This window comes from Paraburkholderia acidiphila (assembly GCF_009789655.1).
Taxonomy (GTDB): Bacteria; Pseudomonadota; Gammaproteobacteria; order Burkholderiales; family Burkholderiaceae; genus Paraburkholderia; species Paraburkholderia acidiphila.
The window spans coordinates 1,163,092-1,184,127 of sequence record NZ_CP046909.1; the positions used below are offsets into that span (position 1 = coordinate 1,163,092).

General features: G+C 63.8%; 18 protein-coding genes and 1 tRNA gene. 14 read left to right on the forward strand and 5 right to left on the reverse strand.

What is annotated here, in order from left to right:
* Positions 1 to 189 precede the first annotated feature (189 nt).
* The 5 genes from pheS to FAZ97_RS05240 all read left to right on the forward strand — a co-directional run bounded on the left by pheS (position 190) and on the right by FAZ97_RS05240 (position 4,966).
* Positions 190 to 1,203, forward strand: coding sequence for a phenylalanine--tRNA ligase subunit alpha (gene pheS, locus FAZ97_RS05220; RefSeq protein ID WP_199272078.1), 1,014 nt, complete (start codon positions 190 to 192; stop codon positions 1,201 to 1,203).
* 108 nt (positions 1,204 to 1,311) lie between these two features.
* Positions 1,312 to 3,768, forward strand: coding sequence for a phenylalanine--tRNA ligase subunit beta (gene pheT, locus FAZ97_RS05225; RefSeq protein ID WP_158757495.1), 2,457 nt, complete (start codon positions 1,312 to 1,314; stop codon positions 3,766 to 3,768).
* Positions 3,769 to 3,859: 91 nt separating this feature from the next.
* A complete protein-coding gene (locus tag FAZ97_RS05230; RefSeq protein WP_028204248.1) occupies positions 3,860 to 4,270 on the forward strand; it encodes an integration host factor subunit alpha in 411 nt (136 codons plus the stop codon).
* Positions 4,271 to 4,397: 127 nt separating this feature from the next.
* Complete coding sequence (locus FAZ97_RS05235) at positions 4,398 to 4,796, forward strand: MerR family transcriptional regulator (RefSeq protein ID WP_158757496.1); 399 nt, start codon at positions 4,398 to 4,400, stop codon at positions 4,794 to 4,796.
* Positions 4,797 to 4,889: 93 nt separating this feature from the next.
* Positions 4,890 to 4,966: transfer RNA gene (locus tag FAZ97_RS05240), tRNA-Pro, on the forward strand.
* A gap of 94 nt (positions 4,967 to 5,060) precedes the next feature.
* Here FAZ97_RS05240 and FAZ97_RS05245 read toward each other — a convergent pair.
* Both FAZ97_RS05245 and FAZ97_RS05250 read right to left on the reverse strand, forming a co-directional pair.
* Entirely contained in the window at positions 5,061 to 5,393 is a 333-nt protein-coding gene (locus FAZ97_RS05245; protein ID WP_158757497.1) for a helix-turn-helix domain-containing protein, read from the reverse strand.
* A complete protein-coding gene (locus tag FAZ97_RS05250; protein WP_158757498.1) occupies positions 5,386 to 5,712 on the reverse strand; it encodes a type II toxin-antitoxin system RelE/ParE family toxin in 327 nt (108 codons plus the stop codon). The genes FAZ97_RS05245 and FAZ97_RS05250 overlap by 8 nt, the downstream gene beginning before the upstream one ends.
* Positions 5,713 to 6,002: 290 nt before the next feature.
* Between FAZ97_RS05250 and FAZ97_RS05255 the strand changes: the two genes are divergently transcribed.
* The gene (locus FAZ97_RS05255) at positions 6,003 to 6,941 is read left to right on the forward strand and encodes a DMT family transporter (RefSeq protein ID WP_158757499.1); all 939 of its coding nucleotides are present in this window, start codon (positions 6,003 to 6,005) and stop codon (positions 6,939 to 6,941) included.
* 130 nt (positions 6,942 to 7,071) lie between these two features.
* On the opposite strand, the gene FAZ97_RS05260 is transcribed toward FAZ97_RS05255, so the two are convergent.
* Positions 7,072 to 8,466 (reverse strand): MFS transporter, encoded by a 1,395-nt coding sequence (locus tag FAZ97_RS05260; RefSeq protein ID WP_158757500.1) that lies wholly within the window; start codon positions 8,464 to 8,466, stop codon positions 7,072 to 7,074.
* A gap of 635 nt (positions 8,467 to 9,101) precedes the next feature.
* Between FAZ97_RS05260 and FAZ97_RS05265 the strand changes: the two genes are divergently transcribed.
* From FAZ97_RS05265 to FAZ97_RS05275, 3 genes are all read left to right on the forward strand, one after another.
* Positions 9,102 to 9,671 carry an acyloxyacyl hydrolase gene (locus tag FAZ97_RS05265; protein ID WP_158757501.1) on the forward strand — a complete coding sequence of 190 codons (570 nt, stop codon included), beginning with the start codon at positions 9,102 to 9,104 and terminating at the stop codon, positions 9,669 to 9,671.
* A gap of 125 nt (positions 9,672 to 9,796) precedes the next feature.
* Positions 9,797 to 10,117: a DUF190 domain-containing protein gene (locus FAZ97_RS05270; RefSeq protein ID WP_233271636.1), complete on the forward strand. Its 321-nt coding sequence runs from the start codon at positions 9,797 to 9,799 to the stop codon at positions 10,115 to 10,117.
* Between the two features lie 174 nt (positions 10,118 to 10,291).
* The gene (locus FAZ97_RS05275; RefSeq protein ID WP_158757503.1) at positions 10,292 to 11,152 is read left to right on the forward strand and encodes a 3-hydroxybutyryl-CoA dehydrogenase; all 861 of its coding nucleotides are present in this window, start codon (positions 10,292 to 10,294) and stop codon (positions 11,150 to 11,152) included.
* A 20-nt stretch (positions 11,153 to 11,172) separates the two neighbouring features.
* Here the strand turns inward: FAZ97_RS05275 and FAZ97_RS05280 are convergent, their stop codons facing one another.
* Positions 11,173 to 12,273, reverse strand: coding sequence for an aldose epimerase family protein (locus tag FAZ97_RS05280; RefSeq protein WP_158757504.1), 1,101 nt, complete (start codon positions 12,271 to 12,273; stop codon positions 11,173 to 11,175).
* A 58-nt stretch (positions 12,274 to 12,331) separates the two neighbouring features.
* Complete coding sequence (locus FAZ97_RS05285; RefSeq protein WP_158757505.1) at positions 12,332 to 13,543, reverse strand: XylR family transcriptional regulator; 1,212 nt, start codon at positions 13,541 to 13,543, stop codon at positions 12,332 to 12,334.
* Between the two features lie 310 nt (positions 13,544 to 13,853).
* Between FAZ97_RS05285 and xylA the strand changes: the two genes are divergently transcribed.
* From xylA to FAZ97_RS05310, 5 genes are all read left to right on the forward strand, one after another.
* The gene (xylA, locus tag FAZ97_RS05290; RefSeq protein ID WP_158757506.1) at positions 13,854 to 15,176 is read left to right on the forward strand and encodes a xylose isomerase; all 1,323 of its coding nucleotides are present in this window, start codon (positions 13,854 to 13,856) and stop codon (positions 15,174 to 15,176) included.
* Positions 15,177 to 15,294: 118 nt separating this feature from the next.
* Positions 15,295 to 16,785 carry a xylulokinase gene (gene xylB / locus FAZ97_RS05295; RefSeq protein ID WP_158757507.1) on the forward strand — a complete coding sequence of 497 codons (1,491 nt, stop codon included), beginning with the start codon at positions 15,295 to 15,297 and terminating at the stop codon, positions 16,783 to 16,785.
* Between the two features lie 193 nt (positions 16,786 to 16,978).
* Positions 16,979 to 18,007, forward strand: a complete 1,029-nt coding sequence (gene xylF, locus FAZ97_RS05300; RefSeq protein WP_158757508.1) for a D-xylose ABC transporter substrate-binding protein — start codon at positions 16,979 to 16,981, stop codon at positions 18,005 to 18,007.
* A 79-nt stretch (positions 18,008 to 18,086) separates the two neighbouring features.
* Positions 18,087 to 19,640 (forward strand): D-xylose ABC transporter ATP-binding protein, encoded by a 1,554-nt coding sequence (gene xylG / locus FAZ97_RS05305; protein WP_158757509.1) that lies wholly within the window; start codon positions 18,087 to 18,089, stop codon positions 19,638 to 19,640.
* Positions 19,637 to 20,836: a sugar ABC transporter permease gene (locus FAZ97_RS05310; RefSeq protein WP_158757510.1), complete on the forward strand. Its 1,200-nt coding sequence runs from the start codon at positions 19,637 to 19,639 to the stop codon at positions 20,834 to 20,836. The genes xylG and FAZ97_RS05310 overlap by 4 nt, the downstream gene beginning before the upstream one ends.
* Positions 20,837 to 21,036: the final 200 nt, after the last annotated feature.

A 21,036-nucleotide genomic window follows, 5' to 3' on the forward strand; every position in this document is an offset into this window, starting at 1 on the left:
GTCCGGTTGTTTCGGTGATGCTGCAACAAAAACGGGGCTCCTCACCGAGCCCCGTTTTTGTTGGTAATGACGCTTCTTGCGCCGCTTCATGCAGTGTCTTCGCGCCGTCATCGCCTCGATTCATCATGGCGTGCCGTGAGCGCGGAGATGCTCCAAGTCTCAAACTCTGACGCTGAAAAGATGGGATCAATGGATCTGGACCAGATTGTCGCCGACGCGCAAAGCGCGTTCGCTTGCGCCCCCGACGTCAACACGCTTGAAAACGAAAAGGCCCGCTTTCTCGGCAAGTCCGGCGCGCTGACCGAACTGCTCAAGGGTCTGGGCAAGCTCGACGCCGAAACGCGCAAGACCGAAGGCGCACGCATCAACGCCGTCAAGCAGCAGGTCGAAGCCGCGCTCAACGCGCGTCGCCAGGCGCTTGCCGACGCGCTTCTGAACCAGCGTCTCGCCGCCGAGGCGATCGACGTCACGCTGCCGGGCCGCGGCACGGGCACGGGCAGCCTGCACCCCGTGATGCAGACGTGGGAACGCGTCGAGCGCATCTTCGGCTCGATCGGCTTCGACGTGGCCGACGGTCCCGAGATCGAAACCGACTGGTACAACTTCACCTCGCTCAACAGCCCGGAAAACCATCCGGCGCGCTCCATGCAGGACACGTTCTACGTGGACGGCAAGGACGCGGATGGCCGTCAGCTTTTGTTGCGCACGCACACGAGTCCGATGCAGGTGCGCTACGCGCGCACGCACACGCCGCCCATCAAGGTGATCGTGCCGGGCCGCACGTATCGCGTGGACAGCGACGCCACGCACTCGCCGATGTTCAACCAGGTCGAAGGCCTGTGGATCGAAGAGAACATTAGCTTCGCAGACCTGAAGGGCGTCTACACCGACTTCCTCAAGAAGTTCTTCGAACGTGACGACATCAAGGTGCGCTTCCGCCCGTCGTACTTCCCGTTCACGGAGCCTTCGGCCGAAATCGACATGATGTTCGAGCAAGGCAAGAACGCCGGCAAGTGGCTCGAGATCTCAGGTTCGGGCCAGGTGCACCCCACGGTGATCCGCAACATGGGCCTCGACCCGGAGCGCTACATCGGCTTTGCGTTCGGCAGCGGCCTCGAACGCCTGACGATGCTGCGTTATGGCGTGCAGGATCTGCGCCTGTTCTTCGAAGGCGATCTGCGCTTTTTGCGTCAGTTCGCCTGAACGAAGCGACGCATTCGCTTGCAGAGCGCGAGGCGGACGCAGCACCTGCGAATGGTGCGCGAGAACCCGCTTTGCGACGGTCACAATCTGTCTGGAACGTAAAACCAAATGCTATTCCCCGAATCCTGGCTGAGAAGCTTTGTCGATCCGAAGCTCACGACCGATGAACTCGCCCACGCGCTTACGATGGCCGGCCTCGAAGTCGAAGGCCTGAGCCCGGCCGCGCCGCCCACCACGAAGATCGTCGTGGGCCGCGTGCTCGAAGTCGTGAAGCACCCGGACGCGGACAAGCTCAACGTCACGCAGGTCGACGCCGGCACCGGCGCGACGCTGCAGATCGTGTGCGGCGCACCCAATGTTGCGCCCGGCATCAAGGTGCCGGTGGCGCTCGTGGGTGCCGAACTGCCGCCCGCGGAAGAGGGCGGCAAGCCCTTCGCGATCAAGCTCTCGAAGCTGCGCGGCGTCGAAAGCCAGGGCATGTTGTGCTCGGCACGCGAACTCAAGCTTTCGGAAGACCACAGCGGTCTGATGATCCTGCCGGAAGACACGCCGATCGGCCAGGACATCCGCGAAGCGCTGAACCTCGACGACACCATCTTCGAAATCAAGCTCACGCCGAACAAGGCCGATTGCCTTTCGGTGTACGGCATCGCGCGCGAAACGGCTGCGATCACCGGCGCGCCGTTGCAGGCACCCGTGTATCCGAAGGTCGAAGTGAAGCTCGACGAAAAGCTGCCCGTGAAGATCTCGGCGCCGGACCTGTGCGGCCGCTTCTCGGGCCGCGTGATCCGCGGCGTGAACGCGCACGCGAAAACGCCGATGTGGATGGTCGAGCGCCTCGAACGCTCGGGCCAGCGCAGCATCTCGGCGCTCGTCGACATTTCCAACTATGTGATGCTCGAACTGGGCCGTCCGTCGCACGTGTTCGATCTCGACAAGATCCACGGTTCGATGGACGTGCGCTGGGGCAAGAAGGGCGAATCGCTCAAGCTGCTCAATGGCAACACCGTCGAAGTCGATGAAACCGTGGGCGTGATCGCCGACGACCGCGAGATCGAAAGCCTCGCGGGCATCATGGGCGGCGACAGCACGGCCGTCACGCTCGACACCACGAACATCTATCTCGAAGCCGCATTCTGGTGGCCGGACAGCATTCGTGGCCGCTCGCGCCGCTACAACTTCTCGACCGATGCAGGCCATCGTTTCGAGCGCGGCGTGGATTGGTCGACGACCGTCGAGCACATCGAGCGCATCACGCAACTGATCCTCGACATCTGCGGCGGGGAAGCCGGCCCGATCGACGATCAAACGGTGAACGTGCCCAAGCGCGAGCCGGTGACGATGCGTGTGGCACGCGCGAACCGCATCATCGGCGTGAAGATCAGTGCCGATGAGATCGCGCAAATCTTCACGCGCCTCGGCCTCACGTTCGCGCGTAGCGCGGACAATGCGGGCGACGAGACCTTCAGCGTGACGCCGCCGGCGTACCGTTTCGACATCGAGATCGAAGAAGACTTGATCGAAGAAGTCGCGCGTATCTACGGCGTCGAAAAGATTCCCGCGCTGCCGCCGGTGGCACGCAGCGAAATGCGCGCGACCCACGAAACGCGCCGCTCGATCCACGCCATTCGTCACGCGCTCGCGGCGCGCGATTACGCCGAGACGATCAACTTCAGCTTCGTCGACGCCGAGTGGGAGCAGGACTTCGCCGGTAACGCGAATCCCGTGAAGCTGCTGAACCCGATCGCGAGCCAGCTCTCGGTCATGCGCACGACGCTGTTCGGAAGCCTCATCAACGTGCTGCGCCACAACCTCAACCGCCGCGCCGACCGTGTGCGCGTGTTCGAAGCGGGCCGCGTGTTCCTGAACGATCCGTCGATCAAGGCCGGCGAGATGGCAGTGGAAGGTTTCGCGCAACCGAAGATGATCGGCGCACTCGCCTACGGTCCCGCGCTCGAAGAGCAGTGGGGCGCGCAGACGCGCGGCGTCGACTTCTTCGACGTGAAGGGCGATCTCGAAGCGCTGTTCGCATCGCTTGGCGCGGCCAAGGCGCCGCGTTTCGTGAAGGCCGAGCACCCCGCGCTGCACCCGGGACGTAGCGCGCGCATCGAAGTCGAGGGCAAGTCCGTGGGCTGGATTGGCGAGCTGCATCCGCGCTGGATGCAGAAGTACGACCTGCCGCACGCACCGATGCTCTTCGAGATCGAGGCCGACGCACTGATGGCGCGCGAGCTGCCCACGCCTACCGAAGTCTCGAAGTTCCCGCCGGTCCGTCGCGACATCGCGCTTGTTGTCGATCAAAAGATCGAGGTGCAAGCGCTGCTCGACGAGCTCCAGAAGGGTATGCAAGACGAGGCTTGCCGGATTGTGCAGAGGGTTGCGCTTTTCGATGAATTTCGTGCAAAATCAAATACTTCCGGACTTGGCGCGGACGAGAAAAGCCTTGCCTTCCGGGTGACCCTGCAAGATACTGGCGGAACCCTTCAGGACGAAACGGTCGATGCGGCCATCAAGTCCCTGGTGGATCGCCTGGCTCGAGTGTATGGCGCCCGGTTGCGCGGATAAGCTCCTCGGCTCATCACGTACCGACATCGCTTGCTGGTTTGCGAGGTTGCAAGTCAACCCCGCAACCGCAAGCGCGCCATTTCATAGATAGATGAACGAAATGAACTCGAGTGATTTCGAAGCCCTTCTTGCGGCACAGCGTAGCGCCATGATTCGCGACATTCCTGCCTCGTCGGCAAGCGCCACGAACGACACGCCCACGCTGACCAAAGCCGAACTCGCAGAGCTGCTGTTCGACAACGTGGGCCTCAACAAGCGCGAAGCGAAAGACATGGTCGAAGCCTTCTTCGAAGTGATTCGCGATGCGCTGGAAAGCGGCGACAGCGTGAAGCTGTCCGGCTTCGGCAATTTCCAGTTGCGCGACAAGCCGCAGCGCCCCGGCCGTAATCCGAAAACAGGCGAAGCGATACCCATCGCGGCGCGTCGCGTGGTGACGTTCCATGCGAGCCAGAAACTCAAGGCGCTCGTGGAGAGCGGCGCCGAAGCAAGCTTCCCGCGTTGATGCGTTGAGCTTGTTTGCCCGCGGCGGTGGCAATATGGCGGGCGTGAACGAATAAGTAGAAAGAGCGGACTTCAAGGACCCAGGCGGCGACGCCTCATTGCGCAACCACCACGACGGCAAACCGGCGATGACATCGACAAGCGAAAAGGTCGTCTTGCCTCCCATACCCGCCAAGCGCTACTTCACCATTGGCGAGGTGAGCGAGCTGTGCGGCGTGAAGCCCCACGTACTGCGGTATTGGGAGCAGGAGTTCACGCAGTTGAAGCCGGTGAAGCGGCGCGGCAATCGCCGCTATTACCAGCATCATGAGGTCTTGCTGATCCGTCGCATTCGCGAACTGCTTTACGAGCAGGGCTTCACCATTAACGGCGCGCGTAATCGGCTCGATTCGCATGGGGCAGCGGCCGATGAAGCCGGGCAGTCCGACGGTGTGGCTGCGCCGGTTTCTGAAGGTACGACGGCGCTCGTGGATGTCGACCAGTTACGCAAGGAATTGCTGCACGTGCTCGATGCGCTCGGGCGCTGACACATCGCTCTGAACGCATGCATGTGAGTCGTTCACGAATTACGTGCGAAGCGGTTCTAATTAGAGAAACTCTCTGTTATACTTTCTAGCTCTCGGGGCGTAGCGCAGCCTGGTAGCGTACCTGCATGGGGTGCAGGTGGTCGGAGGTTCAAATCCTCTCGCCCCGACCAAAGAATAGAGCCCGCGTAATCGAAAGATTACGCGGGCTTTGTCGTTTTGCGAGACATTGCGTAGGCGCCTCTTTTGTGCCTGCTCGCGACCTGACTACACGAGCGCGATCCTCAAGCTCTTGCCGCAGGCCGCGGCGTACTTGCGCAACGTCGCGAACGAGGGCGAATGCTTCTCGCTTGCCAGCGACGCCTCGAGGCGCGAGACAGCCGAGGTCGTCGTACCCATGCGTTCGGCAACTTGTGCCTGTGTCAGGCCGGCTTCCTTTCGTGCGCTGAGCAAGACGTCCAGTGCCGAGAACTCCTCGTCAAGCGCGTCATAAGCTGCCTTAACTTCAGGCTTCGCCAGCATCGCCTTCACGAACGCCTCGTCATGCGGGACAGGCTTGTATTGTTCGACGCCCTCACGTTTTGGCCTGGACTTAGCCATTTTCCTGAACCTCCTTCATGCGTTTGCGAGCAAGGCTCAATTCGGCCTCGGGTGTTTCTCGTGTCTTTTTGACGAATGAGTGCAGCACGACAATCCGGCGGCCGACTTGCGTGCAATAGAACACACGCCCAATGCCTTCCGGCCCGCGCGGCCGCAGTTCAAACAACCCGCCACACATTGCCCTCGAATGTGGCATGCGAAGATCTGCGCCATGCGACTGCATCGCGTTAGCGAGTCGCAGATAACTGGCAAGAATGCCTGTGGGAAGATGGGCAACCTGCTGCCGCGTGGCTTCGTTGTAATACGTGATTGTCCACATGCCGCGAGAATATTAGCAAATTTGCGAAATTGCGGCAAATTCGCCATAGGATGGGCATGCGGGCCATGAGCAAGCGCAAGGGCTGGACGACGCAGGGCGTAGAACGGGTGACCGGGGTCATAACCAAACGTCCGAATGACACCGCAAGATCCGGCTGTCAATTTTTCTCACATATCGGTGAGAATCCTTCGTTATACGGTGCGCGCCGCTCGCCTTACGATACGCGTACTTCGCGCCCGTGATTCGTATCATCGCGCGCCCGCGCGCAACCCCATACAGCGTCACCTCACATGAACCCGATCGAACTCGCGCAGCTAGTCATCCTCGCCGCCCTATGGGGCGGGTCGTTTCTGTTCATCCGCGTCGGCGTGACCGATTTCGGCGTTGCGCCGCTCATGGCGCTGCGCGTTGGCATCGGCGCGTTGTTCCTTCTGCTCGTGCTGTTCTCGCGGCGCCCCGCACGCGAAGCGCTCGGCACGTTGCGCGAACGCGCGTGGCCGCTCTTCGTCGTCGGTATCCTCAATTCGGCCGCGCCGTTCTGTCTCTTCGCGTGGGCCGAACTCACGCTCTCCGCCGGCGTCACTTCCGTGATCAACGCGACCACGCCGCTGTGGGGCGCAGTCGTCGCGTATGTCTGGCTCAAGGATCGTCTGAGCGGCATGCGTGTGGTCGGGTTGGCAATCGGCTTCGCGGGTGTGCTCGCGCTCGTCTGGGATCAGGTGGTGACGCACGCCGGCGACGGTGCGTCCTCCACCAACGCCGCGCTTGCCGCCCTCGCAGCGCTGGTTGCAGCGGCGCTGTACGGCGTGGCCGCCAGCTACACGAAGCGCCATCTCACGGGCGTCGATCCGCTTACGGTCGCCGCCGGGACGATGACGGGCGCGACCCTCGTGCTCGCACCGATCGCCTTGCTCACCTGGCCTGCCGCGCCCATCTCGCTGCATGCGTGGGGCGCAGTGCTTGGCCTGGGTGTCGCATGCACTGGTGTCGCTTATCTGTTGTTCTTCCGGCTGATTGCAGCGGTCGGGCCAGCGCGCGCGATCACGGTGACGTTCGTGATCCCTATCTTCGGCATCCTGTGGGGCGCGCTCTTTCTCGGCGAGCGCGTTTCGATGGGGATGGTCGAAGCGTGCGCGGCGATTCTCGTGGGCACTGCGCTCGCGACCGGCTTCGTGAAGCGCTTGCCGGGATTCACCGCGCGCCGCAGCAGAGCGGGCGCGGAACGCTAACAGGGCAGCGCGCGTAGCACATGCGTTGCGAGCGCCATGAGGACGAGCTCGCAACGCACTATCTTGCGGACACGATCAGCGAAATCGCGCGGCGCTTGGCGTCGCGAGCTTCATACTCTCTGAAGCAAGCTCAAGCCGCGGCGCGCGGAACGGCTGTAACTGCCTTCGCACGACCGCCGCGCCCGATCGGCAACGTCGCGACGATCACCGCTCCCAGCACGAGCAGCACCGCGGAATAGATGAGCCCCGCCGCATAGCTGTGCGTCGCATCCTTAAGCCAGCCCACGACGAGCGGATTTGCCGCCGAGCTGATATTGCCGATCGCATTGATCACAGCGATGCCCACCGCGCGCGCGTGCGGCGTGAATGCTTGATCGGGCGTGGTCCAGAAGATCGACATCGCCGTGTACGAACCCGCCGATGCGAGGCACACGCCAAGCAGCTGCACGAGCGGCACGCCGCCTTGCGCGGTCAACACGCAGCCCACCCCGGAGAGCAGCATCGGCGCGGCAAGGTGCCATTTGCGTTCCTGCCGCCGGTCCGAGCGGCGACCCCACGCGATCATCGCGACGATGGTGACGAGCTGCGGAATCGTCGCGACGAGGCCCACGGTGACGTTGCTCGCCCCGGCGCTGAAGCCCTTGACGATTAGCGGCGCCCACACGGCGACCATGGCGAGTGTGTTGACGAGGCAGAAGTACGCCGCCGCGAAGCGCAGAACGACCGGCGAGCGCAGTTGCTGCCAAAGGCTGCGCTCTTTCGCGGCGTGCGCCGGGGTCGAAGCGAGCGCATCGGCCGGCTCGGCAAGCGCGGCTTCGAGCGTGCTTTTTTCTTCTGCGCTGAGCCAGCGTGCGGCGCGTGGCGTGTCGTCGAGATAAAAGAATGCCACGCAGCCGAGCAGCGCGGCCGGCATGCCTTCGAGCACGAAGAGCCATTGCCAGCCGGCCAGTCCTGCGTGGCCGTCGAGCTTGAGGATAAAACCCGACACCGCGGAGCCCAGCGCTGCCGTCACGGGCATGGCGATCATGAAGAGGGCATTCGCTCGTGCGCGCCACGCGCCAGGGAACCAGCAGGTGAGATAGAGCAGCATGCCGGGCAAAAAGCCTGCCTCGGTCACGCCGACCAGCATGCGCAGCCAGTAGAGCGTGGTGGCGTTGGTGGCGAACATCGTCGCAGTGGAGGCGAGACCCCACGCAATCATGATGAAGCTGATCCAGCGCCGCGCGCCGACGCGCGCGAGCATGAGATTGCCCGGAATGCCGCACGCGATATAAGCGACGTAGAAGAGGGTGGTGGCGAAGCCGAACTGCGTGCTCGACAAGCCTAGGTCCTTCATCATCGTCAGGCCCGCGAAACCGATGTTGATGCGATCGAGGAACGAGACGACGAACAGCAGGAACAGGAAACCGAGCAAATGGCGCGAGACCTTGCGGGTGACCTGTTCGGTGGCGGCTGCGCAATTGGATTGCGTTTGCGCGGATGTGTGCGGCACGCGCGAAGCATGCCCTTGCGGGATTGGGCTCATGTGTCTCCTCCTAAGCACCGGGGCGTGAGCGTGGCAAGGGTTATGGCGTTGTTGTTTGCCGCGGATCACAGTTCACGCGGATTATGCGAGGGGCTCTCGCACCGTCTGTCCTCAATTTGGGTACAGCTACGTAGCGCAGTCGGAGGGGTTCGGGAATCCCCGAGCCCGTGCGTGGCCTGCGTTTTACTCAGGGGAATATCCAGATGCCGCAAATCGGATAATCGCTATTCACGCATTCGAGCGCTTGGTAAATCGAAACGCAGTAATTGAGAAGGATTCGTTAACAAGGCGAGCGCGTATTTTGTAATTTTTTCGTAAATAACTGGTGCGTGCCATTTCTCATCTTCAATAATCGAAAACTGGAAGGCTTCAGTCAGTGATTATTAAAGCTGAGGGCCTTGCGGTGGGCGGCCCGCTGTAGCGCCAGCGAGCGCACTCGGCTTTTGGAGACTAAACTGCGCTCTCATATATACGCGGGTCACTAGTGAACATCGGAGTGTGTTGGCATTTGTTCTGTCTAAATGGCAAGCGCGTAGTGCATTTTGTATGGCATTTGCGTGTATACCGAGCCTGCGCAAATCGTGATTGGACCCGATGCATGGCGTCATGCTGAATCGATCGAGTCGGGGAAATAGATGAAAGTAAGAAGATTCGTCTGGCCGGCTCATGTGGTGCGTGGGGCGCTCGTCGCGCTTTGCGCGTTCGGCGCGGCCAGCGCGCAAGCGGACAACATGTTCGGCGTTCAGCTCGGAGCGGGTGTCGCGGACCACGACGTGAAAAAGCTCGACCTCGGTCTCGTGTGGGATCCGGGCCTGCAGTGGTGGCACATTGGCGGGTATCACTTCACGCTGGTTGGGGAAGCGCATGTCGCATACTGGAAGCTCAATGCGCCGGATGCCGTGTACTCCCATATCTGGGAATACGGCGTGACGCCCGTTTTTCGCTTCATCAAGGACACCGGCTGGTTCAAGCCGTTCATCGAGGCGGGCGTGGGTTTTCACTTTCTCTCGCATGTCCGGCAAACGCCCGATCGCGCGACGTCGACATCGTTCCAGTTCGTGGACATGGTCGGCGTTGGCGCGCAGTTCGGCGAGCACGCGAATTATCAGGCCGGGTTCCGTTTCCAGCACCTGTCGAACGCGGATATCAAGGAACCGAATCCGGGTACGAACTTCAGTCAGATCTATTTCCAGTACAACTTCTAGGACCGCAGCGAGCGTGCCGGCGCAAGGGCAGGCGAAAGGGCGCGTGCTAGAATTTTTTGTCATGCCGCCCGTCGCGCGACGCTGTTTCGACAATTCGACGTAGTTCCGAGCGCATGGAGGTTCCCATGCCCGCAGGCAGTCAACTGACGCTCTACACGAGCCGCAAGCACAAGAAGGGCCACAAGTCCGCGGTCTCCTGGATCATCGACGCCGCGCGTGCGCAGGGCGTCTTCGGCATCACCGTTCTGGAAGGCTACGAGGGCCTCGACATTCACGGAAAGATGCATGCTGCCCACTTCTTCGATCTGGCCGACGAACCCTCTGTGGTGCTGATCGTCGCCGACGAGCCCTCCATCGACGCACTCCTTGTCACGCTGGAAGCGGGCGGCGTCGAACTCTTCTATACGCGCACGGCGATCGACTACGGCCGGCTCGGCGGCGTCTGATCGCGAGCCGCTGCGCAGGCACCCGGCTGGGGGCCCCCCGTCGCGCGAGTTCCAGTCGATTCCCACTACCCGTTACACTGTGGGTATTGGTGCGGTGCACCACGCGTTGCGCCGCATGACCGGCATTTCCCATAGCGACTCGCCGGGGTCGCAGACAAGGAGTGAGGACGAGGCATGGCAATCGAAACGGTAGGGATCGTGGGCGCGGGCACGATGGGCAACGGCATCGCCCAAGCGGTCGCGGTGGCGGGACTCAAGGCGGTGATGATCGACGTCACCGATGCGGCGCTCGCCAAGGGCGTCGCCACGCTCACGCACAGCCTCGAGCGGCTCGTCTCGAAGGGCAAGCTCGAAGCCGGCGTGCGCGACGCCGCGCTCGCGCGCATCGAAACGACCACCGACTACCAGCGTCTCGCGGGCGTCGATCTCGTGATCGAGGCGGCGACCGAGAACGCCGAGCTGAAAACGCGCATTCTCAAGCAGATCGAGGCCGCGGCCCGCCCCGACGCGATCATCGCGTCGAACACCTCGTCGATCTCGATCACGGCGCTCGCGAGCACGCTCGCCGACCCGTCGCGCTTCATCGGCATGCACTTCTTCAACCCGGTGCCGATGATGCCGCTCGTCGAGGTGATCAGCGGCCTGCAAACGCGCGCGGAAGTGGCGGAGTCGGTGCGCGAGATGGCGCAGCGCCTGCAGAAAACGCCGATTGCCGTGAAGAACGCGCCGGGTTTCGTCGTGAACCGCATTCTGGTGCCGATGATCAACGAGGCGTTCTTCGTGCTCGCGGAAGGCATTGCGAGCGCCGAGGAAATCGACGCGGGCATGAAGCTCGGCGCCAGTCATCCGATCGGCCCGCTCGCGCTGGCGGACCTGATCGGCCTCGACGTCTGCCTGTCGGTGATGGACGTGTTCCTGAAGGACTTCGGCGACTCGAAGTATCGCGCGTGCCCGCTGCTGCGCGAGATGGTCGCGGCGGGCCAGCTCGGCCGCAAGACCGGCCGCGGCGTCTATCAGTACGACAAAGTCTCCTGAAGTATTGCGCCCGGCTCGCTTCAGGCGAGCACGCTTACGCGGTATTGCGTGACCTGCCGATAGGTCTTGCCGGGCTGCAGCACCACTTCGTCGCAGGCGGGCGGTTCCATATTGATCTGGTTCGGGAAGCCGCCCGCTTCGAGGCACAACCCCGCATAGCGCGCGCACGTCGTGCCCCGGCGTCCCGGCTGACCTTCCAGATAGTTCCCCGTATAAAGCTGCAGGCCGCGCTGGTCGGTCGAGACGGCGAGCTCGCGCCCGCTGCCCGGCTCGTAGACGCGCGCGACCGGCCGCAGGGGCCAGCGGCCCGGCGCGGCGTGCAGCGTGCCCGCCGTGCTCTCGGGCGCGCGCAGCACGTAGCAGTGGTCGAAACCGTGCGCCCGTTCTAGCTGGGCGTGCGGCCAGTCGAGCCGCGCGCCGAGTGGCGCACCGTGGCGGAAGTCGAAGGCGCTCCCCGAGACATCGGCAATGCGCGCGGGGATCAACTGAGGATCGACTTCGAGGAAGGCGTCGGCGTCGATCGTCAGCACGTGGCCGCGAATGTCCGGGCTCATTTCGCCGGAGAGGTTGAAGTATCCGTGGCTCGTGAGATTGAGGGGCGTGGGCGCATCAGTCACACCCTCGTATTCGATCGTGAGCGTGCCTTCGTCGTCGAGCGTATAGCGCACCTCCACGCTCACGTTGCCCGGAAAGCCGCCATCGCCTTCGGGCGAGTCGAGCCGCAGTACCAGCGCGCCCCGGTCCTCTTCCACGTGCCACATCTGCCGGTGAAAGCCGTTCGCGCCGCCATGGAGCAGATTGCCGTTTTCGTTGCGATCGAGCGGATATTCGATGCCGTCCAGCGTGAAGTGCGCCCCCCGGATGCGGTTGGCCCAGCGCCCGACCAGGGCGCCCATGTACGTGGTGGCCGAGAGATAGTCCGCGGGCGTGTCGTGGCCGAGCAGGATGTCTGCCAGGCGGCCGGCGCGATCGGGGGCGAGCCACGAGACGAGCGTCGCGCCGAGGTCGCTGACCGTCACCTTCATGCCCTGCGCGTTGCGTAGCGTGTAGAGCCGCACGGCGTCGCCGCCGGGCAACTCGCCCCACGGTTCGGAAGTCAGATGGGCAGCAAGAGTGTTCATGGGGTGAAGAGAACGTATGAAGAAAGCGTGATTGTCCGGGGTGGCCGAAGCCGCTTTATCAAGTGGACAGGCGCGGGCCGGAAGCGTTCGCGACACTGTCCTGATATTCGCGCGGTGTGCATCCCAGTTCACGGCGGAATACGGCATACATGTACTGCAGCGACGTGAATCCGCAACGGATTGCCACCTCCGCGCTCGAGGCGTCGCGGCTCGCGAGCATCGCCTTCGCGGCATCGAGCTTGTGGCGCAGGATTTCCTGGTGGACCGTGCACTGGAGTTCGCGCCGGAAATATTCTTCCAGCGACGAGCGCGACACGCCCACATAGTCGGCCACCTGCTCGGTCTTGATGCCCTGGCACGCGTACTGGCGGATGAAGTGGCGCGCACGCATGACATGCGGGCTCGACAACGGTTCATGCCGGGTCGATTCGAGCACATTGATGCCGACGGGCGGCACCAGAATGCGTTGCCCCGGAAAACGTGCGCCGCGCAGCATCTGGTGCAGCAGGTGGGCGGCTGTCTTACCCATTTCCTCGGTGCCCTGAATGACCGACGAGAGCGGAATACGCGTGAGCGTGCGGGTGAGCGGATCGTTGTCGATGCCGATGATCGCAACCTGCTCGGGCACTGCAATGCCGTGAATCAGGCAGGCCTGCAGCAAGTGCCTCGCGCGCGCATCGGTCACGGCGATCACGCCCACGGGCTTGGGCAGGCTGTGCAGCCACACGCTCAATTGTTCGATGTGCTGGTTCCAGGCGCTGGCGCTGGTGGCCTGACCCCGGTAGATCGGCGCCTGCAGGCCTTCTTCGCCGGCGAGCGCCTGGAACGCGAGTTCGCGCTCCTGCGCCCAGCGGTTTTCCTGCGCGACGGGCAGGCTGTACATCGCGAGATTCGGCAGCCCGGCGCCGATCAGGTGCGTCCACGCGAGCGAGACGAGTTTGCGGTTGTCGGTCGCGATATAGGGCACGTCGGCGGGGTACTGGCTGGCATCTTCGAACGACGAGCCCACGGCGACTACCGGCAGCGGACAGCCGCGCAGGGCGTCGGCCACGGCGGGGTCGTCGAAGTCGGCAATGATGCCGTCGCCATCGAAGCGCTCGATGCCCGCGAGCCGGCAGCGGAAGTCCTCTTCGAGAAAGAGGTCCCACGCTACGCGTGTGGAGCGCAGATAGTGGCCAATTCCCGCAATGATCTCGCGGTCGTACACCTTGTTCGCGTTGAAGAGCAGCGCGATGCGGTGGGGCGTCTGGGAAGCGGGGGCACGGGTCATGTCGTGTCGGCGGCTGGTCGCCCGGCGCACAACGCCGGCGGAAAACCGCCATGTCTCCATTTCGGGCGCGGTGCGCCCAAATGAGCGCCGCGCTACGATGTCTCTCGCGCCTCTCGCGCGTCGTTTTAAGTGCCCGGTTATTTTAGGCCCACATTCGGGTTCGCGGGCGCACCGGCCGCGCCAGTCGGCAGGAAACATTAAAGGTGTCACGCAATTTCGCAATTGCCGCGCTTTGCGCGTCGCGGGCAGTATGGCGTCACACAGAGGGATGCACGCTGCTTCGCTGCGCTGCAACAACATTGGAGACATCATGTCGTATTTCGAACATATCCCCGCCATTCGATACGAAGGCCCGCAATCGGATAACCCGCTTGCGTACCATCACTACGACCGGACCAAAAAGGTGCTCGGCAAGACGCTCGAAGAGCATCTGCGCATCGCGGTGTGCTACTGGCATTCGTTCGTCTGGCCCGGCAACGATATTTTCGGGCAGGGAGCGTTTCACCGCCCGTGGCAGCAGCCCGGCGACGCCATGGAGCGCGCGCGCCAGAAGGCCGACGCGGCGTTCGAGTTTTTCTCGAAGCTCGGCACACCTTATTACACGTTCCACGACACCGATGTGGCTCCGGAAGGCAAGGACCTGAAGGACTACACGGAAAACTTCAAGCGCATGGTCGACTACCTCGGCGAGCGCCAGCAAGCGAGCGGCGTGAAGCTGCTGTGGGGCACCGCGAACCTGTTTTCGAATCCGCGCTACGCGGGCGGCGCGGCCACGAATCCTAACCCCGAAGTGTTCGCGTATGCGGCCACCCAGGTGTGTCATGCGCTCGATGCGACGCGCAAGCTCGGCGGCGAGAACTACGTGCTGTGGGGCGGCCGCGAAGGCTACGACACGCTGCTCAATACGGACCTCAAGCGCGAGCGCGAACAGTTCGCGCGGTTCCTTTCGATGGTGGTCGAGCACAAGCACCGCACCGGTTTCACCGGCACGCTGCTGATCGAGCCGAAGCCGCAGGAGCCGACCAAGCATCAGTACGACTACGACGTCGCCACGGTGCACGGCTTCCTCGCGCAATATGGGTTGCAGAACGAAATCCGCGTGAATATCGAGGCGAATCACGCGACGCTCGCGGGCCACTCGTTCCATCACGAAATCGCGACGGCGTTCGCGCTGGGCGTGTTCGGCAGCGTCGACGCGAATCGCGGCGATCCGCAAAACGGCTGGGACACTGACCAGTTCCCGAACAGCGTCGAGGAACTCACGCTGGCGTTTTACGAGATCCTGCGCCACGGCGGCTTCACGACGGGCGGCATGAACTTCGATGCGAAGGTGCGCCGCGCAAGCGTCGATCCGGAAGACATGTTCTACGGCCACGTGGGCGCGATCGACGTGCTCGCGCTTGCCCTCGAGCGCGGTGCGGCGCTGGTGGAAAACGACCGGCTCGAGCAGTTCCGCAGCCAGCGCTACGCGGGCTGGGACAGCGAGTTCGGCCGCAAGATTCTCTCGGGCGGTTATTCGCTTTCGTCGCTGGCCGCCGACGCACTCGCGCACGGCATGAATCCGCAGCACGCGAGTGGCCAGCAGGAGCGGCTCGAGAATGTCGTGAACCAGGCCATCTACGGCCAGCGCTAGAGCCGTGCCACGGCGCGCGAAAAAAAACGCCTGAAAAAACATTAGCGCGCGCCGTCAAATTCGCAATTGCGCAGCTTCCCACACAAGGCAAACTGGCGCAAAAAAGAAGGACGGAGACATGTTTATCGGTATCGACCTCGGCACGTCGGGCGTGAAGGCCGTGCTGCTCGATCGCGCGGGCGACGTGCTCGGCAGCGCGGGCGCGCCGCTCACGGTGAGCCGGCCGCAGCCACGCTGGTCCGAGCAGGCGCCGCAAGACTGGTGGCTCGCCACGCAGGCCGCGTTGCGCGCGCTCATCGACGAGGCGCGCGGGCGCGGCATCGACCCGGCGCGTATCGAGGCGCTTGGCCTGACCGGCCAGATGCACGGCGCGACGCTGCTCGACACGAGAGGACAGGTGCTGCGTCCCGCTATCCTGTGGAACGATGGTCGTTCGGATACCGAATGTATCGAATTGGAGCGAGACGTACCGCAGTTGCATGCCATCGCTGGCAATCTCGCGATGCCCGGTTTCACGGCGCCCAAGCTGCTATGGGTGCGCAAGCACGAGCCGGAAATCTTCGCGCGCATCGCGCACGTGCTGTTGCCCAAGGACTATCTGCGCTGGCTGCTCACGGGCGTGTTCGCCACCGACCCGTCCGACGCCGCCGGCACGCTGTGGCTCGACATCGCGAAGCGCGACTATAGCGAGACCTTGCTTGAGGCGTGTGGCCTCACGCGCGCGCAAATGCCGGACGTATTCGAAGGCAACCAGGTCACGGGCCGGCTTCGGCCCGAGCTCGCCCGGCAATTCGGCCTGCGCGAAATTCCGGTCGTGGCGGGCGGCGGCGACAACGCGGCGGGCGCCGTGGGCGTGGGCATCGTGCGGCCCGGCGATGCGATGCTTTCGCTCGGCACGTCGGGCGTCTATTTCGCGGTCTCGGACGGCTTTCTCGCCAATCCCGATTCCGCCGTGCACAGCTTCTGCCATGCCTTGCCGCACACGTGGCACTTGATGTCCGTGATGCTGAACGCGGCCAGTTGCCTCGACTTCGCCGCGCAGCTTACCGGTTACGAAAGCGTCGCCGCATTGCTGGCCGATGCCGAAGCGAACGCGAACGCCGAGCGCGATGCGCGCCGGCCGTGGTTCTTGCCGTACCTCAGCGGCGAGCGCACGCCGCACAACAACGTCAACGCGAAGGGCGTGTTCTACGGCATGACCCCGCAGACCGCGCGCGCCGATCTGGCCAACGCGACACTGGAAGGCGTGGGCTTCGCGCTGCTCGATGGCATGGATGCGCTGCACGCGGCGGGGCTTGTGCCCGAAACGATTACCGTCATTGGCGGCGGCTCACGCAGTGCCTGGTGGACGCAAATGCTCGCCGATATCAGCGGCCGCGCGCTCACGCTGCGCGCCGGCGGTGAGGTGGGCCCGGCGCTGGGCGCCGCGCGCCTCGCGCATCTCGCGCTCGAACCGGGCGCGACGCTCGACCAGGTGTGCCCGCAGCCGCCTGTGCTCGCGATACGTGAACCTGACGCCGCCCGCCACGCGTGGTATCGCGAGGCACGCCGACCAACCTTTAGCGCGCTATATCGCGCGCTCGAACCGGTTTTCGCAACCGGCGCCTGACTGAAGGCGCCGGTGCAGAAAAAACTGCGCGGCCAGTGTAGTCGCGCAGTCGATTGGTAGTCCTACGGTTAACCCGCACGCCATGCCTTTTCGCGTGTTCCGCAATTACATCGGCAACAACCCGATAACCATCGCCGCGGCGGCGACGCGTACGCGCGTGCCTGCGCATCGGCATCAAGAGGAGTATGGAGACATGAATTTCGCCAAACGTCGTTCGGTTCTGAGTTCGCTCGTATGCGGGGCCGTGCTTGCCAGCCTGTCGCTGGCCGCACCGCTCGCGCACGCGAGCAAGGATCATCCCGAGATCGGCTTCTGTATCGATGACCTGCGTGTCGAGCGCTGGTCGCGCGATCGCGACTACTTCGTCGCCGCCGCGGAAAAGCTGGGCGCGAAAGTGTCGGTGCAGTCGGCCGACGCCAGCGAAGAACGCCAGATTTCGCAAATCGAAAACCTCATCTCGCGTGGCGTCGACGTCATCGTGATCGTGCCGTTCAACTCGAAGACGCTCGGCAACGTCGTCGCCGAAGCGAAGAAGGCAGGCATCAAGGTCGTTTCGTACGATCGCCTGATTCTCGATGCCGATATCGACGCCTACATCTCGTTCGACAATGAGAAGGTGGGCGAGCTTCAGGCGAAGGGCGTCTTCGATGCACAGCCCAAGGGCAATTACTTCCTGCTGGGCGGCGCGCCCACCGACAACAACGCGAAGATGCTGCGTGAAGGCCAGCTGAAGGTCCTCAAGCCCGCGATCGACCGTGGCGACATCAAGGTGGTCGGCCAGCAGTGGGTGCCGGAATGGAGCGCTTCGACGGCGCTGCGCATCATGGAAGACGCGCTCACCGCAAACAACAACAAGATCGACGCCGTCGTCGCCTCGAATGACGGCACGGCGGGCGGCGCGATCCAGGCGCTCGCCGCGCAGCATCTCGCGGGCAAGGTGCCGGTGTCGGGCCAGGACGCGGACCTCGCGGCAGTCAAGCGCGTGGTGGCGGGCACGCAGACCATGACGGTCTACAAGCCGCTCAAGCTGATCGCGGGCGAAGCCGCGAAGCTCGCCGTCGATCTCGCGAAGGGCCAGAAGCCGGGGTACAACGCGCAGTACGACAACGGCAAGAAGAAGGTCGACACGGTGCTCCTGCAGCCGACGCTGCTCACGAAGAGCAACGTGGATGTCGTCGTGAAGGACGGCTTCTACACGCAGGCGCAACTGGCAAGCCAGTAACGTCTATGGCCTGACGGCCCGCGCGCGCCGCGCCTATGGCGATGGCGTCGCGCGGGCCTTCGCAGCGAGTGACCAGCGTATGACCGAACCCTTGCTGACGATGCGCGGCATCGTCAAGTCCTTTGCGGGCGTGAAAGCGCTCGACGGCATCGACCTCACGGTGCAGCCCGGCGAATGCGTGGGCCTGTGCGGCGAGAACGGCGCCGGCAAATCCACGCTCATGAAGGTGCTGTCGGGCGTGTACCCGCACGGCACCTGGAGCGGCGAAATCCGTTGGGAAGGCGCACCGCTCGAAGCGCACAGCGTGCGCGACACCGAACGGGCGGGCATCGTCATCATCCACCAGGAACTGATGCTCGTGCCCGAGCTTTCGGTGGCCGAAAACATCTTTCTCGGCAACGAAATCACGCTGCCGGGCGGCCGCATGAATTACGCGGCGATGTATCAGCGTGCCGACGAGTTGCTGCGCGAGCTGAACATCGACGCCATCAACGTGGCGCAGCCGGTGATGAACTATGGTGGTGGCCATCAGCAGCTCATCGAGATCGCGAAGGCGCTGAACAAGCGCGCGAAGCTGCTGATTCTCGACGAACCTTCGTCGTCGCTCACCGCAGCGGAAACGAAGATCCTGCTCGATATCGTGCGCGACCTGAAGCGCCGGGGCGTTGCTTGCGTCTACATCTCGCACAAGCTCGACGAGGTCGAGGCCGTGTGCGATACGGTGAGCGTGATCCGCGACGGCCGCCACGTGGCGACCGAACCCATGGCGACGCTCACTACCGACCGCATCATCGCGATGATGGTGGGGCGTGAGATCCGCAATCTCTTTCCGCGCGAGCCGCATGACATCGGCGAGGTCGTGTTCGAGGCCCGCAACGTGACCTGCTACGACGTGACGAATCCGCGCCGCAAGCGCGTGGACGACGTGTCGTTCTCGGTGCGGCGCGGCGAGATCCTGGGCGTGGCCGGGCTCGTGGGCGCGGGGCGCACGGAGACCATGCAGGCGATCTTCGGCGCCTATGCGGGCGCATGCGCGGCGACGGTGCTGCTCGAAGGCAAGCCGCTGAAAATCCGCTCGCCGCTCGACGCGATCGGTGCGGGCATCGCCATGGTGCCCGAGGACCGCAAGCGCCACGGCATCGTGCCGCAACTGGGCGTGGGCCACAACATCACGCTCTCGGTGCTGCATCGCTTCTCGAAGCACGGGCGCATCGACACGGCCGCCGAACTCGACACGATCCGCACGGAGATGCAGCGTCTTTCGGTGCGCGCGGCGAACCCCATGCTGTCGATTGCGAGCCTTTCCGGCGGCAACCAGCAGAAGGCGGTGCTCACGAAGATGCTGCTCACCGACCCGAAGGTGCTGATCCTCGACGAGCCCACACGTGGCGTGGACGTCGGCGCGAAGTACGAGATCTACAAACTGATCTTCCAGCTCGCCAAACGCGGCGTGGCGATCGTGATGGTGTCGTCCGAGTTGCCGGAGGTGCTGGGCATCAGCGACCGCGTGCTCGTGATCGGCGAAGGCGAGCTGCGCGGCGACTTCGTCAATGAGGACCTCACGCAGGAAGACATTCTTGGCGCGGCGATCCAGAGCGTGCGCGCCCAACCCGATACAGCGAGTGCAGTATGACCCCCGACGTCACGACCCAACACGCGCGCGAAGGCCAGCAGCCAGGCGGTAATGGTTTCGCCATGCGTTTCCAGCAACTCTTCGCGCGCTACAAGATCCTCGCGCTGCTGCTTGCAGTGGCGGTGATCTGGCTGTTCTTTTCGCTGCTCACGCATGGCGCGTTCGTCACGCCGCGCAACGTGTCGAACCTGCTGCGGCAGATGTCGATTACGGGGATGCTCGCGTGCGGCATGGTGTTCGTCATCATCGCGGGCGAGATCGATCTCTCGGTGGGCTCGCTGCTGGGCCTGCTCGGCGGCGTGGCCGCGATTCTCGACGTGAACCGCGGCTGGCCCATCGGCGTGACCGTGCCGGTGGTGCTCGTGCTCGGCGTGCTGGTGGGGCTGTTCAACGGCTGGTGGTCGACCTACCGCCGCGTGCCGTCGTTCATCGTGGGTCTCGGCGGCATGCTCGCGTTTCGCGGGGTGCTGCTCGGCATCACGGGCGGCTCGACCATCGCGCCGGTGTCCGATCACTTCGTGTTTCTCGGTCAGGGCTATTTGCCGCGCGTGGCGGGCGACGTGCTGGCGCTCGCGCTCTTCGTGCTGCTTGCGGTGCTCACGGTGCGCCAGCGTGCGAACCGCAGGCGTTATCAGCTGAGCGTCGTGCCGCTCTGGCAGGACGGCGTGAAGATCGTCGGCGCGGGCGCGATCCTGCTGGCGTTCGTGCTGATGCTCGACAGCTACGGCGGCATTCCGGTGCCCGTGTTGCTGCTGCTCGCGCTGCTCGGAATCTTCACATGGATCGCCACGCAAACCGTGTTCGGCCGCCGCATCTACGCAGTGGGCTCGAACCTCGAAGCCACGCGTCTTTCCGGCGTCAACACGAACCGCGTGAAGCTCGCGATCTTCGCGCTCATGGGCCTCATGTGCGCGTTCGCGGGCATCGTCAATACGGCGCGTCTCGCGGCGGGCTCGCCTTCGGCGGGCACGATGGGCGAACTCGATGCGATCGCGGCCTGCTTTATCGGCGGCACGTCGATGCGCGGCGGCTCCGGCACCGTGTATGGCGCGCTGATCGGCGCGCTCGTGATGGCCAGCCTCGATAACGGCATGTCGATGCTCGACGTGGACGCGTATTGGCAGATGATTGTGAAGGGCGGCATTCTCGTGCTCGCCGTGTGGATCGACGTCGTGTCGGGGTCGAACCGCCGCTGAGAAACAGGTGAAAGACACGATTGCAAACGTCTTTCCGCAGTGAGATTGATGACAGTGTTCTCGCACCGCGCGTGACATCGCCATGCATCGCATGTGGATGAGCGTCACGCGCAGTTGCTCTCCTCACGCGCCCCGAGCGCGTTCTGAGGGCGGGACTGATGTCCCGCCCTTTTTCTTTGATGTGACCGATCGCGAACCGT